The following is a 15453-nucleotide window of genomic DNA, read 5'->3' on the forward strand; positions in this document are numbered from 1 at the left end:
TCTCCTACAACTCCTTTTTTGTCCAAGGGAATTCTGCTTCTTCCCTCATTCTCAGGTACTCCAGTGCACATCGGTTGGCCAGCTTCCTGATACGGGCCATGTACTGGCTGCGCTCGATGACGCTTATGCCTCCTCGCGCTTCAAGAAGATTGAACACATGGGAACACTTAAGAACATAATCGTAAGCAGGTAGGACAAGCTGCTTCTCCACCAATCTTGCTGCTTCTTTTTCATAGAGCTCAAAGAGCTGAAAGAGCAAGTCTGGGTCACTCTCGTCAAAGCTATACACAGAGTGTTCCTTTTCTTCCTGGAGACGAATGTCTCCGTAGGTAAAGTGGGGGTTCCACAAAACCTCGAATACGTTATCCTTTTCCTGAAGGTACATAGCTATTCTTTCCAGACCGTAGGTTATTTCCACAGAAATGGGCTTAAGGTCTATTCCTCCTGCCTGCTGGAAATAGGTAAACTGGGTTATTTCCATGCCATCAAGCCACACTTCCCAACCCAATCCCCAGGCTCCGAGGGTGGGAGATTCCCAGTTGTCTTCTACGAAGCGAATGTCGTGTTCCAGGGGATTAATTCCAAGACTGAAAAGGCTTTCCAGATACCACTCCTGAATCTCAGCTGGAGAAGGTTTAATGATTACCTGAAACTGATAATGCTCATAAAGGCGATTGGGATTTTCCCCGTAACGGCCATCGGTGGGACGGCGAGAGGGTTCACAGTAAGCCACTTTCCAGGGTTCAGGACCCAACACCCTCAAAAAGGTAGCCGGGTTCATGGTGCCAGCCCCAACTTCGATGTCATAGGGTTGTTGAATCACACAACCTTTTTGCTTCCAGAAATCGCTAAGATTAAGAATGATGTCCTGAAAATACATCTTTTCAGCTCCTTCCGAAAACCACCAAAAGTAAACTATATCAACAGAAATACTGACTGTCAACTTCTCTCTGATTCACTTGCTGTGGGTTTTTCAGGATACCTGGCAAGGAAGGCTTCGATGCTCCAGGTGTCTTTATTTAAGTGATGTGAAAAATATTGGGAACTAAGCTCGTCCAGATGAAAAAACTGGTCACCAGTAAGTTTTAACTTGGAAAGCGAGGGATAAGGAAGGTGGAGAAGATGCAACCAGATTGAAGGCATATCCTGTGATATAGGAGCACAGCTTTTAGCCAGTTCAGGTTTTGAGGCGCAATTTCCACACATAACTCCTCCTTCAGCATGGCTCCAATAGTTGAACGTTTTGCCTTCCCGGTTGCACACTGCGCAGCTAGTTAGCCGAGGCTGTAACCCCAGACATTGAAGCAAAATCAGTTTAAATTTCAAGATACCCCTGCGGACCGCCTTAGGGGGACTGCCATCTGCAAAAGCAAAAATCTTCAGCACTTCTCCAAAAAGCCTTTCCTGCTGGCTTCCTCCCTCAATGGCCTGGTCAATGAGATACAGGATGTAGTTGCCCAGAAGCCATTTTTCAAAGGATCGAGCAAGCATTCGGAACGACCTTTTAATTTCTGCCTGCACCACCACTGGCAAAGAGCGACCCGCATAAAACAGAAACTCCGAAAGTACAAATTTGTCGAGGGCACCACCCAAGCGATTGCCCACCTTCCTGGCTCCCTTAGCCATTACCTGTATTTTACCCATCTCTTTGGTAAATACCACAACGATGCGGTCTATCTCGCCTACATCAAATTGTTTAATCACGATACCAGAATCTTTGATATAACCTCGAAGCATAAAAAAACGTTTTTACTTCACTTTGTAGCCCCAGCGCCTCAATACCTCAGGGCGTTTACGCCAGGACTTTTCGGTTTTGACCCAGAGGTCCAGGTATACTTTTTTGCCCCAGTTGTACTCGATTTCCTCCCGTGCTTCCTGACCAATTTTCTTGATCATTCTGCCTCCTTCGCCGATGATAATTTTCTTGTGGGAATCCCTTTCAACATAGATGGTGGCCTGAATATAAATGATTTCTCCTCTGTCTTTAAATTCCTCAACTCTAACCTCTACGCCGTAGGGCACTTCCTGATGAACATTCCACCAGATTTTTTCCCGTATTATCTCGGCCACTATCTCCCGTTCATAAACATCGGAAACTATGCCAGGCTCATAATAGGGTTCTCCTTCAGGAAGGTAGTTTACTACTTTTTCAAGCAATTCTGAGATACCCTCCCCTGTCAAAGCCGAAATTGCCATTGACTCAGCAAAAGGGGTGTGACGGGAAAGGAAACTGACAATTTCCACAATTTTTTCTTCAGTGGTCAGGTCTTTTTTGTTGATTACCAGGAATTTAGGATTAGTAAAATTTTTTAGTTGTTCCAGGTAATGAATATCCTCTTGCCATCCCTCTTCTGGAGTGGTCATATAAAGAAGGAGATCTATACCTTCCAGTGCATCTTGTATCTCTTTGACCATGAACTCACCCAGGCTATCCACCGGGTCATGCAAGCCCGGGGTGTCAACGAAAATGACCTGACTGTCCGGGCGATTGAGGATGCCCTTAATGGACTTCCTGGTGGTTTGAGGTTTAGGGGAAACGATGGCTACCTTTTGTCCCACCACTTTGTTTAGGAAAGTGGACTTGCCCACATTGGGTCTTCCTAAAATGGTCACAAAGCCGGATTTGAAACTCATAATTTTTCCTCCATTTCAGTGTTTATTGTTTCAAAGAAAAGGAGTGGGGCAAAAGCTCTTTCAGATCAAAGACCTTGAAATCTTCGCTGGAGCGAGCTAGCAGGACTTTTATTCCTGGTGAGAATTCAGTTAGAACCTGAAGACACGCACCACAAGGATAGCAAAAGTCCCTTTTTTCAGAAACGATGGCAATGGCTTCAAAGTCGCGCTTCCCCATGGATATCGCCTTGCTCACTGCTACTCTTTCAGCACAGATGCTCAGCCCAAAAGAAGCATTCTCCACATTCACACCAGTTACCATCGTCCCGTCTGCACAAAGCAAGGCAGAAGCTACCCTGTAACCCGAGTACGGCGCGTAAGACAAATCAAGCTGTTTTAAAGCTTTATTAATCAACTTTTCAAAAAGTAGGTGCTTTTTAAAAGCGTTGAGATACTGTTCCTGCTTCTCGCTCATAGCTTGCAAGTCCTGGGGTTCCTTATCATCGTAACCCAAACAGTGCAAAAGTCCGTGTATGAATAATAGACTTATTTCATCGTCGATAGAATTGCCTGCTACTCTTGCCTGTTCGAGAGCTACAGGAATGCAAATAATCACTTCTCCCCACGTTTGGTCTTCTTCCTCTCCATAAAAAAAAGACATGACATCTGAAGATTCTCTTTTGCCAAAGAAACGTTCCTTTAACTCCTGCATTTTTTCTGTGTCAACCAGAACCAAATTCAAAATTCCCGAAAGATTTTTTCCTTCTTCCTTCAAAACCAGTTGTAGCAGCTTTTCAAGTTTTCTTTTTGAAACAACACCCCTTTGGAGATTGAATTCACCGCATTCCACAATTCGTATTTGGCTGGCTTTCACTTTTCTATCCCTGCCTCAGCTTGCGCTTCCTCACCTGAAGAACCTGTGGTTGCAACTTCAGATAAGGCAAGCGAGTGTGAAAGGTCCCAATCAAAACTAGAACAAAAGTTCTTACTATCTTACGTAGGTCTTTGAGTGTCAGATCCGCTTCGTCCAGCTGTCCATCCTTAAGATAATTCTGAAGAATATTCTCAACCGCAGTTTCAATCTTGCTCGGCGTAGGGTTACGTATTCCCCTGACCGCTGCCTCAACGCTGTCGGCAAGAAAAACCAACACCTCTTCCGGAGTACGAGGAAGAGGGCCCGGATAGCGAAATTCCTCTTCCATAACGGTATCGTTTCGCTCCCGAAGGGCTTTCTCATAAAAATAGCGCATAAGCGTTCTTCCGTGATGACGCCTGATGATCTCTATGATTTCCGGAGGAAGATGATATTCCCGAGCGACCTCTACTCCATCCTTCACGTGGTTCTGTATGGCCAGCGCACTCAGATTAGGATTAAGACGATTATGTATGTTTCTCCCTCCCATCTGGTTTTCGATAAAGAAGTAAGGTCTCTTCAACTTACCGATGTCGTGATAGTAGGCACCGGCTCTGGCCAGAAGGGGATCAGCACCAATTTCTTCCGCTGCGGCTTCGGCGAGGTTGGCCACCATAATACTGTGGTTGTAGGTGCCTGGGGCTTCTATCATAAGCCGACGAAGCAGGGGATGGGTAGGATTGACGAGTTCCAGCAGAAGGAAATCAGAAGCCACGTGAAAAGTGCTTTCCAGAAAAGCCACTGCTCCCAGAGCCAGAACGGAAGAGCCAATCCCACTTATCAGTCCAAACAAGGTGTTTTCAAGCAGAATAAGCATTTGCTTTTCTTCATAATAGGCAAAAAGAGCCACCAGGAGAACATTGATAAATGCCATCAAGAAACCTGTTCTAATCAAATCCCGTCGGGATATTTTCGTGGGCAGCAGAAAAATGGGCAAGAGCAGGTTAAGATACGAATAAGAACCCTGAATGAAAGAGAAGTGGCTGCTCCAGAGAAGGAGTGGGAAAAGAACAATGACTTCTCCGAAAGCCGCTTCTCTGCCCAGCAGTGCACAGAGGACAAAAGAAATTATAGGGAGCAACACAAAGTAAGGGGAAATCCGAGTGGAAAACGTATTCAAACCTACCACGCTAGCTACAATTAGGATGCGGATCCAGAGAAGGTCTTTGTTGGCCAGCACAGAAGGGGTGAAGTTCTTCAGATAGAAAAACTCTGCTGTACAGCAAATAATTATCAAGACTGAGAGCGTTAACAACCCGCTAAAGCTTCTCTGCCAGTTGCCCAAGCCCAGAGAACGAAGCATTTCTACATCCTGTTGGGTTAACACGCTTCCCTTGGGAATGAGAATCTCGCCCCTGGGAATGATTCTTTTAACTGGCTCCACCTGACTGATGATTTCCTGTCTCTCCCTTTGCATAGTCTCAACATCCAGAATAGCCGTGGGCTTCAAAAAACGAAAGGCCAGAAAACTCAGAGCTCTTTTGCCTTCCTCAGGTAGTTCGTCTTCTTCCAGTCGAGAGTTTAATTGCCAAAGCACATCTTCCAGGTTTTCCGGAGCTATCGGCTTGGATAACGCCTCGTTTAAAAGTTCCAGGAAAATCGTTTTCGCAGCAGTGTAAATTGGAAGTGGCGTTTCTACAAGCCACTCCAAAACACCCGAGGTGATTTTCCACCTCTCTATAAACCTACTCCGTTCCTGCTGCAATTCTGGTAGTGGAGTTTGACGCAGTGTTTCCAGTTCCACAAAAAAAGAAGCAACTTCTTCCTGTATTTCTTGCACTGTTTCCTGATCTACTAAATATCTTGGCGATATGCTGGAAGCCATTTTCTCCCGAAGCTTTCGCGTTCCCTCCACATCCACTATTTCCAGGTCAGTGGGAGCAACAATGTCTTGAATAAGCACTTTACCGGGATAGAGGTTGGTGCTGGCAAGATAACCAGGAATCCAGAGAACCGCAAATAGCACCAAAGCATAAATCAGAGAGGAAAGGGGTATTGCTTTGGCAAAAAGGGGTAGATCGTGTTTAATAAAACTCAAGATGCTACTTTTTTGAAGAAGCTTTCTTTTCAAATTGTTCATAAGCAAGGATAATTTTTTGGACCAGGTGGTGGCGAACTACATCACGTTCGGAAAGATATATAAACTCGATGCCTTCAATATCTTTTAAGATATGCTGTACCAGAACCAGACCAGAAGTTTTGCCAGCCGGAAGGTCGATTTGGGTGATGTCTCCAGTAACCACGACTTTTGAACCAAAGCCCATCCGAGTCAGGAACATCTTCATTTGCTCGGCTGTAGTATTTTGCGCTTCATCAAGAACAATAAATGAGTCGTTAAGAGTTCGTCCTCGCATGTAGGCAAGGGGTGCAACCTCGATAGTTCCGCGGTCGCTGAATTTCTGAAATCTTTCCGGAGAAAGCATTTCATAGAGTGCGTCATACAGGGGTCTGAGATAGGGCTCAATTTTTTCTTTAAGGTCTCCAGGGAGAAAGCCCAAGCTTTCACCTGCTTCAACCGCCGGCCTGACCAGAACAATGCGACTCACTTCTTTTCGCTGCAGTGCCGCGCAGGCCATGGCCATAGCAAGATATGTCTTTCCAGTACCAGCTGGGCCTATACAAAAGGTTATTTCCGCCTTCCTCACTGCCTGGACATATTTTACCTGTCCTGGAGTTTTAGGTCTGATAGGTTTATTGTAAGCGGTTACTAAAATAGTTTCCCCAACCTCATTTTTCCACCACGCGTTGCGATCAGCTTTGAAGGCCAGGGCCATCTTTTGGAGATCCTGGTACTCCACTTCCAACCCTTCCTGAAAAAGCTGAATCAGCTCTTCAAGAAACTTTAAAGCAAGTTGGGCCGAGGAACCATTTTGCTTGCCCTTGATAACTATTGAATCCTCGGCCACCGAAATCTCAACATCGAAGACCTCTTCTATTAAAGCAACATTGGCATCAAAGCCGCCAAAAAGTTTTTTGAGGTTTGAAAGATCATTTATTCTTAAACGCGCCTCGTTCACGTAACGCTGACTACGCAAGTTTTTTTAACCACGCTCCCCCAAGATATCCCGAACTATCTGAGCCACTTTTTTGCCTTCAGCTCTGCCTTGTAACTCTTTCATAACAGCTTTCATAGCCTCTCCGAAAGAAATGTTCTCTTCCTTTTGAATAATGCTTTCAGCGATTTGGCGTATTTCCTCTTCGGCGAGCTGAGGAGGTAAGAACGACTCGATTACTTCTATTTCCCGCTTCGTTTTCTCTATTAAATCTTTACGTTGTGCTTTTTCAAAATATTCCAGCGATTCCTCTCTTTTTTTAATCTCTTTTCTAAGCAATGCTATAATCTCTGATTCCTCGAGATCGTCGGTTCTCTTCTCTATCTGCTTGTTTTTGATCTCAGCAAGGAGAAGCCGTACAGTGTCAAGGCGTATTCTATCGCCCTCTTTGAGGGCCGCTTTCATGCTTGTGTTTAACTTCTCTTTCAGAGAGATGTTTGAACTCACCGACGCTTTTTCCTCCGTGCCGCAGCCTGAGCTCTTTTTCTCTTTTTTTCGCTTGGCTTTTCATAGAACTCTCTTCTTTTCATTTCAGAAATGATCCCATTGCGCTGGCACTTTCGCTTAAATCTTCTCAAAGCTTCGTCAATGCTTTCTCCCTGACCAACCTTGATCTCGGTCACTACAATTCCTCCCTTGTCAAAAAGTAAAAACATTATAGAAAATTAAGAAACCTCTGTCAATTTTGGTCTGTGCTACACCTACTAGGAGCCAAAGTGATAATATATTATATGGAAAAGCTATACAAAGGGGGTAAGTTCTATGAATGAGGAACACCAGGAATTTCCTGCTGACCAGAGTAATCAAAATATGGAGATTCAATCCAACCAGGTTGGATCTGAGGAAGTCCTGGGAGAAATCACCATCGCTCCAGAAATCATCGCTACTCTGGCAGCCATTACCACCATGAAGGTACCCGGGGTAACAGGCATGGCTGGTCTACCACAAGCATCATTGAGCACCTTGATTGGCAAAAGAGAGCTTAACAAGGGCGTAAAAGTCGATGTTAAGGAAAAATCCGTCAACCTGGAGATTTCCATTGCCGTGGATATCGGTGCTACCATTATAGAAGTTGCTCGGAAAGTGCAGCAAGAAGTCAAACAGGTCATCGAATCCAAAACCGGCATGAAGGTAAACCGCATTGACATCAATGTAAGAGAAGTCACCTATCCAGAGAAAGAAGAATCTGTGGAAAGTCAGGGTTAGAAGCAAACCAGGCCTTGAAGTTTTTCAAGCTTCTTAGGCCCAATACCTTTAACCTGGGCGAGCTCGTCCAGAGAGTGAAAAGGACCATGTTGTTCACGGTACTCAACAATGCGTTGCGCTATTACCGGTCCTATCCCGGGCAGGGTTTCAAGCTCTGCAGCAGCGGCCAGGTTAATGTTGACCAAATTTCCTTTTACATCCTTTAGGTCTGTTTCAGGATGGTCAAGAGACAGAGTGAGAGAAGGGGTTTTTGCGTTTTCTTTCTCTTCTTGAAGGGCAAAAGCAACAACCACTTTCTGTCCATCGTAAAGAGGCGCTGCTAAATTCAGACCTTGCAAGTACGCTTCTTGTTGCGCTCCTCCAGCTAATTCTATCAGCTCAAACAGGCGGGTACCCTCAGCTACTTTATACACACCAGGATTGAGCACCGCACCTTCTATCTGCACTATTATTTGGTGAACCTCTGCCTGGTCGGATGGCACATCCCGCTGATGCCACCAGATGCCGAACAAAGTAATGAGTAGGACTCCCAAAATGATAACAACTAGTTTTTCGTTGGAATTCATGTGGTTTTCAGCGAACTACCAGATTAATCAGCTTGTTGGGAACATATATCACCTTTTGGATTTCTTTCTGGTCGAGCCAGTTTTGGACTTTATCGTCTCGCAGTGCTTGCTCAAGTACTGCTTCCTTTGAAGCATCACGATTGGCTTCAATCTTGCTTCTCACCTTGCCGTTTATCTGAACCACAATGGTTACTGTTTCAGTCAACATTTTTTCAGCATCATATTCTGGCCACGGAGCCAGAGAGAGGAAGCTTTTTTCTCCAAGAAGTGACCATATTTCTTCGCTGAGATGAGGCGCAAAAGGGTTCAAAATGGAAACCAGTTGCTTCAGGGCCCACGTCATAAGTTTCTTTTCCTCTGGGTGAGCACCTTTTTCACTCAGAAAACGAAGAGATTCAGACAACTCATTCACCAGCTCCATAATGGCGCTGATTGCAGTATTGAAATGGAATCTCTCTCTGGTGTCCCGATCTACCCTAAATATGGTCTGATGCACCTTTCGCTCCAGGTTTCTCATCCAGTTCTCGTCAATCGGGACTTGCTGGTTGCTCTGCATATACATTATTTCCCTGGCGATGTTCCAAACACGATTTAGGAAACGGAATGCTCCTTCTACTCCCTGGTCTGACCATTCCATATCAAGCTCAGGCGGACCAGCAAAAAGAATAAACAGACGCACCGTATCGGTGCCATACTTCTGGATAATTTCCCGAGGACTTACTGTGTTGCCCTTAGATTTGGACATTTTGGCTCCGTCTTTGGTCACCATACCTTGAGCAAACAGGTTGGTGAAGGGCTCCCGGAAAGGAACAAGACCTAAATCGTTGAGGACCTTTACAAAGAATCGGGAATACAGAAGATGGAGAATGGCATGCTCCACTCCCCCTATGTACTGGTCAACGGGCATCCAGTAACGCACATGTTCTGGATTAAAGGGCCTATCTTTTTCCCATGGAGAACAGTAGCGCAGATAATACCAGGATGAACATACAAAAGTGTCCATGGTATCGGTTTCTCGACGGGCTGGGCCTCCACACTGCGGGCAGGTGGTATTCACAAAACTCTCACAAAGGGCCAGGGGTGAGGGTCCGGTAGGTCGGAAATCCACGTTTTCCGGAAGCAACACTGGTAAATCTTTTTCAGGAACTGGCACTTCTCCGCATTGTTCGCAGTAGATAATCGGTATCGGTGCTCCCCAATAGCGCTGTCGGGAAATGAGCCAGTCTCTCAAGCGATAACTAACTGCTGCATCACCCAGTCCCTGTTCTTTGAGGAAGGCGATTATTTTCTTCTTACCTTCTTCAGAAAGCAATCCCGAAAAAGCACCCGAGTTGATCATTATTCCGTCCCCGGAGTAACATTCACCGTTCCAATCACCATCTGGAGGTTGAATAACCGGTATGATCGGTAAACCATATTTCTTGGCAAAGGCAAAATCACGCTCGTCGTGGGCTGGTACTCCCATCACCGCTCCACTACCGTACTCAAGCAGCACGTAATCGGCAACCCAGATGGGAATTCTCTGGCCAGTGATGGGGTGGACGACGTCTTTTTCAAGAGCAAGACCTTCCTTATCAGAAAGATCAGATGTGCGTTCGATTTCACTTTTTTTGCTTATTCGTTCTTTGAATTTGCGGACTTCTTCCTCCTTTGGAGTGCCCTTAACCAGTCGCTCTACAAGAGGATGCTCGGGTGCCAGCACGAAAAAGGTAACCCCAAAAATGGTGTCTGGTCGAGTGGTGAAAACGGTTATTTTCTCACCTAAATCGGGTTGAAAGAAATCAATGTTTGCTCCCTCACTCTTTCCTATCCAGTTACGTTGCATAGTAAGCACTCTTTCCGGCCAGTTTCCAAGAAGCTTCATATCCTCAAGTAGTGCTTCAGCGTATTTGGTTATCCGGAAGTACCACTGATTCAAAAGCTTTCTTTCCACCGGCGTACCACAGCGCTCACAGGCACCATCCACAACCTGTTCGTTGGCAAGCACAGTGGCACAAGAAGGACACCAGTTAACCGGTCCTTCCTTTTTATAGGCAAGCCCATTTTTGTAAAACTGCAGGAAGAACCACTGGGTAAACTTGTAGTACCCAGGATCACAGGTAATAACTTCTCTTCTCCAATCGTAAGTTATACCCAGTTGCTTCAGAACTTCTCGCATACGATCGATTTTTTCGTAGGTCCATACTGCAGGGTGAATGCCGTGCTGTATGGCTGCATTTTCGGCAGGCAACCCAAAGGCATCAAAACCCATGGGATGCAACACATTATAGCCTTTTCGTATAAAATAACGGGCAATGACATCTCCAATAACGTAATTTTTCACGTGCCCCATGTGAGGGTCACCGGAAGGATAGGGAAACATTTCAAGAACGTAGAATTTCTTTCGGTCAGGATCTTCTGTGGTTTCAAATATTCTCTTTTCTTCCCACGCTTTCTGCCACTTTTTCTCTATCTCTTCGAAAGGGTAAAAATTAGACACTTCCTGAACCTCCTGTAAAAAAAAGCTCGCCCCACACAGGACGAGCTCTTACTCTGGTGGAGCTGACGGGATTTGAACCCGTGACCTTCTCCACGCCAAGGAGACGCGCTCCCAACTGCGCCACAGCCCCGTATTCATCTTAACAGGCGCTGTTATTATACGAAAAAATACTTAATGCGTCAATGACTCCTGGAGTTTAGAAAGAACCTTTTCCTCAAATATTTTCCTCAAATTTTCTGCAGAAACTTCGGTAACTATTTCCTCGTTGATTCTTATGTTAGGTCCTTGAGCGCATTTTTCTAAGCAGAAAGTAGCACCAACACTTATCTTATCTTCTACCCCGTACTCCCGAGCCAGGTTAGCCAAGGCCTGAATCAGGTTGTAGGATCCTTTAAGATAGCAGCTGGTGCCCACACATACTGCAACGTCAACTTTCTGAGCGCTCTTGGCCTCCTGAATGCGGATTATTTCCCTGCTTATCCTGCGACGCGAAGAGAAACGAGTGTGCAAAAACCTTTCGGCAATTTCACTGTTGGGTTCTTTAAGCCAGCGCTCATAGAGAAGCTTGATCGTTGGGCTGTCCTGGGGTTTACGCACTGGAGATAGTCTGTCAGCATGGTAAAGACCCTGAGCTCGCTTGCGCAGCACCTCGGGATAATCAGGATGGCCCAACGGCATACCTCCACCACCAATGCACCCTCCAGGACAGTTCATTACTTCCACAAAATCATAGTAGCGTTTCCCTGTACGTATTTCCTGGATTAAGCGCTGGGCATTAGCCAGGCCATGTACTATAGCTACCTTTACCTTTCTGGTGCCAAATTCAACCTCTGCTACCCTGACTGTTCCTAAGCCTCTAACCTGTTCAAATTCCACTTTTTTGAGTTCCTCGCCGGTCAGCCTTTCATAAGCATAGCGCAGCACCGCTTCAGTAACTCCGCCGGTTACCCCAAACAGAACTCCAGCTCCGGTTCCTGCTCCAAGGGGTACGTCAAAGGGTTGAGGCTCCAGTTCGTTAAAATCGATGTTTGCCGAGCGTATGAGCTGAATAGTTTCCTGAGCAGTAAGCACGATATCGACATCGGCATACTTTTGATTTTTGAATTCTGGCCTTCTGGCTTCAAATTTTTTCGATGTGCAGGGCATTATGGATACAGAAACCGTACGTTCCGGTGCTATTCCTTCCTGTTTGGCGACAAAATTCTTGATTACTGAGCCAAACATCTGCTGTGGAGACCTGGCAGTTGAGAGGTGTTCCAAGTAGAAAGGATAATTTCTTTCTGCAAAGAATACCCAGGAAGGACAGCAAGAAGTAAACTGGGGCAACCTCTCGTTCTTTTGCAAACGCTTGATAAACTCTTCGGCTTCTTCTATGGTGGTGAGGTCTGCACTGAAAGAGGTATCATAAACCCGGTCAAAGCCTATTTTCTTCAAAGCGGTAACGATTTTCCCGGTGGTGATTTCGCCCGGCGGTAGACCAAAGGCTTCGCCGATGGCAACCCTTACTGCCGGTGCAATTTGAGCTACCACAAATTTATCAGGGTCCAAAATCGCTTCCCAGGCAGCATCGACTTCCGATTTCACTACCAGCGCGGCAGTCGGGCAACGAATGGCACATTGACCACAGTATACACACTCTACTTCAGCAAGGCTTTTTCCAAATGCAGGCTCAACCGTAGCGCGAGAACCACGATGGGAAAAATCATAAACACCGATGCCCTCTATTTCCTGACAGGTTCGCACGCAATCTCCGCAGAGGATGCACCGATTTGGATTGCGGACCAGCGAAAAGCTGGAAACATCCCGGGGTACTTTTTCGGTTCTCTCGCCAAAGCGAACTTCTCTGATACCCATACGAGAAGCCATTTCCTGGAGACGACAGTTGAGATTTTTTTCGCAGGTTGTGCAGTCTCGCTCATGATTGGCAAGGTAAAATTCAATGTTCATTTTTCGGGCTTTCAGTATGCGAGAGCTGTTAGTGTGAATTATCATTCCTGGTTCCGGGGGTGTAGAACACGCTGGCAAAATACCTCTTCCTTCAACTTCCACTATGCACATACGACAAGCGCCATACACACTCAGATCTGAATGATAACAGAAAGTAGGGATATCTATATTTGCCTTCTTGGCGACTTCCAGAATATTCTTTTCACCGTTTAGAGGAACTTCCTGGCCGTCAATTATGACCGCTCTCTTTTCATTCATGGCTTTTCCTCCTCCACTCAACGGTTATAGCATCGAAAGGACAGGCTTCGAAGCATGAACCACATTTTATACAACGGTCCTGATCTATCACATAAGGAATCCGGGGGCGGCCGGAAATACATTTAACCGGACAGACTCGGGCACACTTACCACATGATTTGCATTTTTCCGGGTCTATTCGGTATTCTTTCATAGCCTGACAGACATGGGCCGGGCATATCCGATGCACAATATGGTCAATGTACTCATCTCTGAAGTAACGCAGAGTGGTTAAAACTGGGTTAGGAGCTGTTTTACCCAAGCCACAAAGCGAGGCGTCTTTAACCACCTGAGCCGTTTCCTCCAGTAATTCCAGGTCTTCCATTGAAGCTGTGCCGTTGACGATTTTCTGGAGCAAACCCAGAAGGTGCTTGGTTCCTTCGCGACAAGGCACGCACTTACCGCAGGATTCACTCTGAGTAAAAGACATGAAGAACCTTGCAACCTCGACGATACAGGTGTCTTCGTCGAGCACCACCAGGCCTCCAGAGCCCATAATCGCTCCTGCACTGCACAGGGAATCATAATCAATGGGCAGATCAAGATGGGCTTCAGTGAGACACCCTCCAGAAGGACCTCCTATTTGCACCGCTTTAAAACTTTTATTACCAGGTATGCCGCCACCTACTTCAAATACCAGCTCACGCAAGGTAATGCCCATGGGTACCTCTACAAGCCCCGTATTCTTCACCTTACCGGTTAAGGCAAAGGTTTTGGTTCCCGGGCTGCTTGGGGTGCCAAAAGAGCGGAACCATTCAGCACCATTCAAGATAATCTGGGGTACGTTTGCCAGTGTTTCCACATTGTTAATGATAGTGGGCTTCCCCCACAGGCCACTCTGAGCAGGATAAGGAGGCCTGGGGCGGGGCATGCCTCTTTTCCCTTCTATGGAAGCAATGAGTGCTGTCTCCTCGCCACAGACAAACGCTCCAGCGCCTTCTTTAATGTGAATATTGAAGCTAAAATCACTACCCAAGATATTCTCTCCCAGAAGACCTGCTTGATAGGCACTCTCTATGGCTTTGCGTAACCGGTTCACCGCAAGAGGGTATTCAGCGCGCACGTAAATGAATCCTTCCCGAGCTCCAATTGCGTATCCAGCAATAGCCAGTCCTTCGAGCACGGCATGGGGATCTCCTTCCATGAGACAGCGGTTCATGAAAGCACCCGGATCACCCTCATCACCGTTGCAGACAACGTATTTCAAGTCTGCTTTTACCATGCGGGCAAATTGCCACTTGCGTCCAGTGGGAAATCCTCCACCACCTCTACCACGCAATCCCGATTTGGTCACTTCTGCAATAACTTCATCTGGAGTCATCGAGGTAACTACTTTGGCCAGCGCCCGATACCCGTCATTGCGAAGGTACTCATCTATGCTTTCCGGGTCAATGCTACCGCAATTGCGTAGGACGACCCGTACCTGTTTCCTATAAAAAGGATCGTCCTTGACCAGGGGCCAATATCGCATTTCTCCGTTGATGGTTTCCTGCTGAACCAGGCGATATACAATGTTGCCTTTTTCAAGGGTTTCTTCAACAATCTCTTCCACATCTTCTGGGGACACGCGAAGGTATTGTATCCCTTCTGGTTCTATACGAACTCGAGGTCCGGTTTCGCAAATTCCCATGCATCCGGTACTGCACAGCGCGAAACGTCTTAAGCTCTCTGAGGTATCCATATTCACTTCAACGTTTAACCCTTTGCGCTGCAGAGCCTCCACAAAAGACTGATAAACCTTCTGGGCTCCTTTAGCTAAGCACCCGGTTCCCATGCACACCAAAACGCGGCGAGGCTGGGGTCTGGATTTGAGTTGCTCAATGTAGCCTTCCAGAGCTGCTCGATCTTTGAAGTGCATCTCACTTACCCCCCTCTTGTTCGAGAATTGCTTCGATAATCTCCCGGGCTTTCTTCTCATCAAGCAGGCCATAGACCTGGTCATCTATGGTAATTACAGGAGCCAGAGCACAAGCGCCCACGCAGGCAACGGTCTCCACAGTGAATAGTAAATCGTCAGTAGTATCTTTGCCCTCTTCAAGACCCAGTGTTTCGCGGATGACCTTCAATACCCGGGAGGAACCCTTTACATGACAGGCTGTGCCATCACATACCCGGATTATGTGCTTTCCTTTGGGCGTTAAAGAAAATTGAGCATAGAAAGTGGCCACTCCATAAACATAGGCTGGTGATACGCCCAGCGCCGTAGCGACATAAGTCAGAATTTCTTCAGGGAGGTATCTGTATTCTGCCTGAATTTCCTGCAAAATGGCGATGAGGTTGCTGGGTTGATAACTGTGTTTTTTGAGAATTTCGTTAACCTTTTCAAAACTCCTTTCCAGCGCAGTAACTCCGGTATTATTTTCCATTCTCCACACCTCC

General features: G+C 46.3%; 14 protein-coding genes and 1 tRNA gene. 1 reads left to right on the forward strand and 14 read right to left on the reverse strand.

All coding sequences use genetic code 11. The features are described 5' to 3' along the window. Window positions 1–4 precede the first annotated feature (4 nt). From glyQ to rpsU, 8 genes are read right to left on the reverse strand one after another with little or no spacing between them, the layout of a single operon-like run. A complete protein-coding gene (gene glyQ, locus ACKTT1_RS04900) occupies window positions 5–880 on the reverse strand; it encodes a glycine--tRNA ligase subunit alpha (protein WP_412710395.1) in 876 nt (291 codons plus the stop codon). Window positions 881–939: 59 nt separating this feature from the next. Continuing rightward, window positions 940–1737, reverse strand: coding sequence for a DNA repair protein RecO (gene recO / locus ACKTT1_RS04905; protein ID WP_412710396.1), 798 nt, complete (start codon window positions 1735–1737; stop codon window positions 940–942). Between the two features lie 12 nt (window positions 1738–1749). Further along, window positions 1750–2634: a GTPase Era gene (gene era / locus ACKTT1_RS04910; RefSeq protein WP_412710397.1), complete on the reverse strand. Its 885-nt coding sequence runs from the start codon at window positions 2632–2634 to the stop codon at window positions 1750–1752. A 22-nt stretch (window positions 2635–2656) separates the two neighbouring features. After that, complete coding sequence (gene cdd, locus ACKTT1_RS04915) at window positions 2657–3487, reverse strand: cytidine deaminase (protein ID WP_412710398.1); 831 nt, start codon at window positions 3485–3487, stop codon at window positions 2657–2659. Between the two features lie 4 nt (window positions 3488–3491). Then, window positions 3492–5606: an HD family phosphohydrolase gene (locus ACKTT1_RS04920; protein ID WP_412710399.1), complete on the reverse strand. Its 2115-nt coding sequence runs from the start codon at window positions 5604–5606 to the stop codon at window positions 3492–3494. After that, entirely contained in the window at window positions 5569–6561 is a 993-nt protein-coding gene (locus tag ACKTT1_RS04925; protein WP_412710400.1) for a PhoH family protein, read from the reverse strand. Before ACKTT1_RS04925 ends, ACKTT1_RS04920 begins: the two co-directional genes overlap by 38 nt. Before the next feature lie 6 nt (window positions 6562–6567). Then, entirely contained in the window at window positions 6568–7026 is a 459-nt protein-coding gene (locus ACKTT1_RS04930) for a GatB/YqeY domain-containing protein (protein WP_412710401.1), read from the reverse strand. After that, a complete protein-coding gene (gene rpsU, locus ACKTT1_RS04935) occupies window positions 7023–7202 on the reverse strand; it encodes a 30S ribosomal protein S21 (RefSeq protein ID WP_369017240.1) in 180 nt (59 codons plus the stop codon). Before rpsU ends, ACKTT1_RS04930 begins: the two co-directional genes overlap by 4 nt. A gap of 139 nt (window positions 7203–7341) precedes the next feature. Here rpsU and ACKTT1_RS04940 point away from each other — a divergent pair, with 139 nt between their 5' ends. Further along, a complete protein-coding gene (locus tag ACKTT1_RS04940) occupies window positions 7342–7785 on the forward strand; it encodes an Asp23/Gls24 family envelope stress response protein (protein WP_412710402.1) in 444 nt (147 codons plus the stop codon). Here ACKTT1_RS04940 and ACKTT1_RS04945 read toward each other — a convergent pair. The 6 genes from ACKTT1_RS04945 to nuoE all read right to left on the reverse strand — a co-directional run bounded on the left by ACKTT1_RS04945 (window position 7782) and on the right by nuoE (window position 15440). Then, the gene (locus ACKTT1_RS04945; RefSeq protein WP_412710403.1) at window positions 7782–8351 is read right to left on the reverse strand and encodes a helix-hairpin-helix domain-containing protein; all 570 of its coding nucleotides are present in this window, start codon (window positions 8349–8351) and stop codon (window positions 7782–7784) included. The two genes, ACKTT1_RS04940 and ACKTT1_RS04945, sit on opposite strands and share 4 nt — an antisense overlap. Before the next feature lie 7 nt (window positions 8352–8358). Continuing rightward, window positions 8359–10830: a leucine--tRNA ligase gene (leuS, locus tag ACKTT1_RS04950; protein WP_412710404.1), complete on the reverse strand. Its 2472-nt coding sequence runs from the start codon at window positions 10828–10830 to the stop codon at window positions 8359–8361. Between the two features lie 54 nt (window positions 10831–10884). Next, window positions 10885–10960: transfer RNA gene (locus ACKTT1_RS04955), tRNA-Ala, on the reverse strand. A gap of 41 nt (window positions 10961–11001) precedes the next feature. Beyond that, complete coding sequence (locus ACKTT1_RS04960) at window positions 11002–13035, reverse strand: [FeFe] hydrogenase, group A (protein WP_412710405.1); 2034 nt, start codon at window positions 13033–13035, stop codon at window positions 11002–11004. Then, window positions 13028–14932, reverse strand: a complete 1905-nt coding sequence (gene nuoF, locus ACKTT1_RS04965) for an NADH-quinone oxidoreductase subunit NuoF (protein ID WP_412710406.1) — start codon at window positions 14930–14932, stop codon at window positions 13028–13030. The genes ACKTT1_RS04960 and nuoF overlap by 8 nt, the downstream gene beginning before the upstream one ends. Before the next feature lies 1 nt (window position 14933). After that, window positions 14934–15440, reverse strand: a complete 507-nt coding sequence (gene nuoE / locus ACKTT1_RS04970) for an NADH-quinone oxidoreductase subunit NuoE (RefSeq protein ID WP_412710407.1) — start codon at window positions 15438–15440, stop codon at window positions 14934–14936. Between the last annotated feature and the right edge of the window lie 13 nt (window positions 15441–15453).

Source organism: Atrimonas thermophila (genome assembly GCF_045864955.1).
GTDB lineage: Bacteria > Atribacterota > Atribacteria > Atribacterales > Thermatribacteraceae > Thermatribacter > Thermatribacter velox.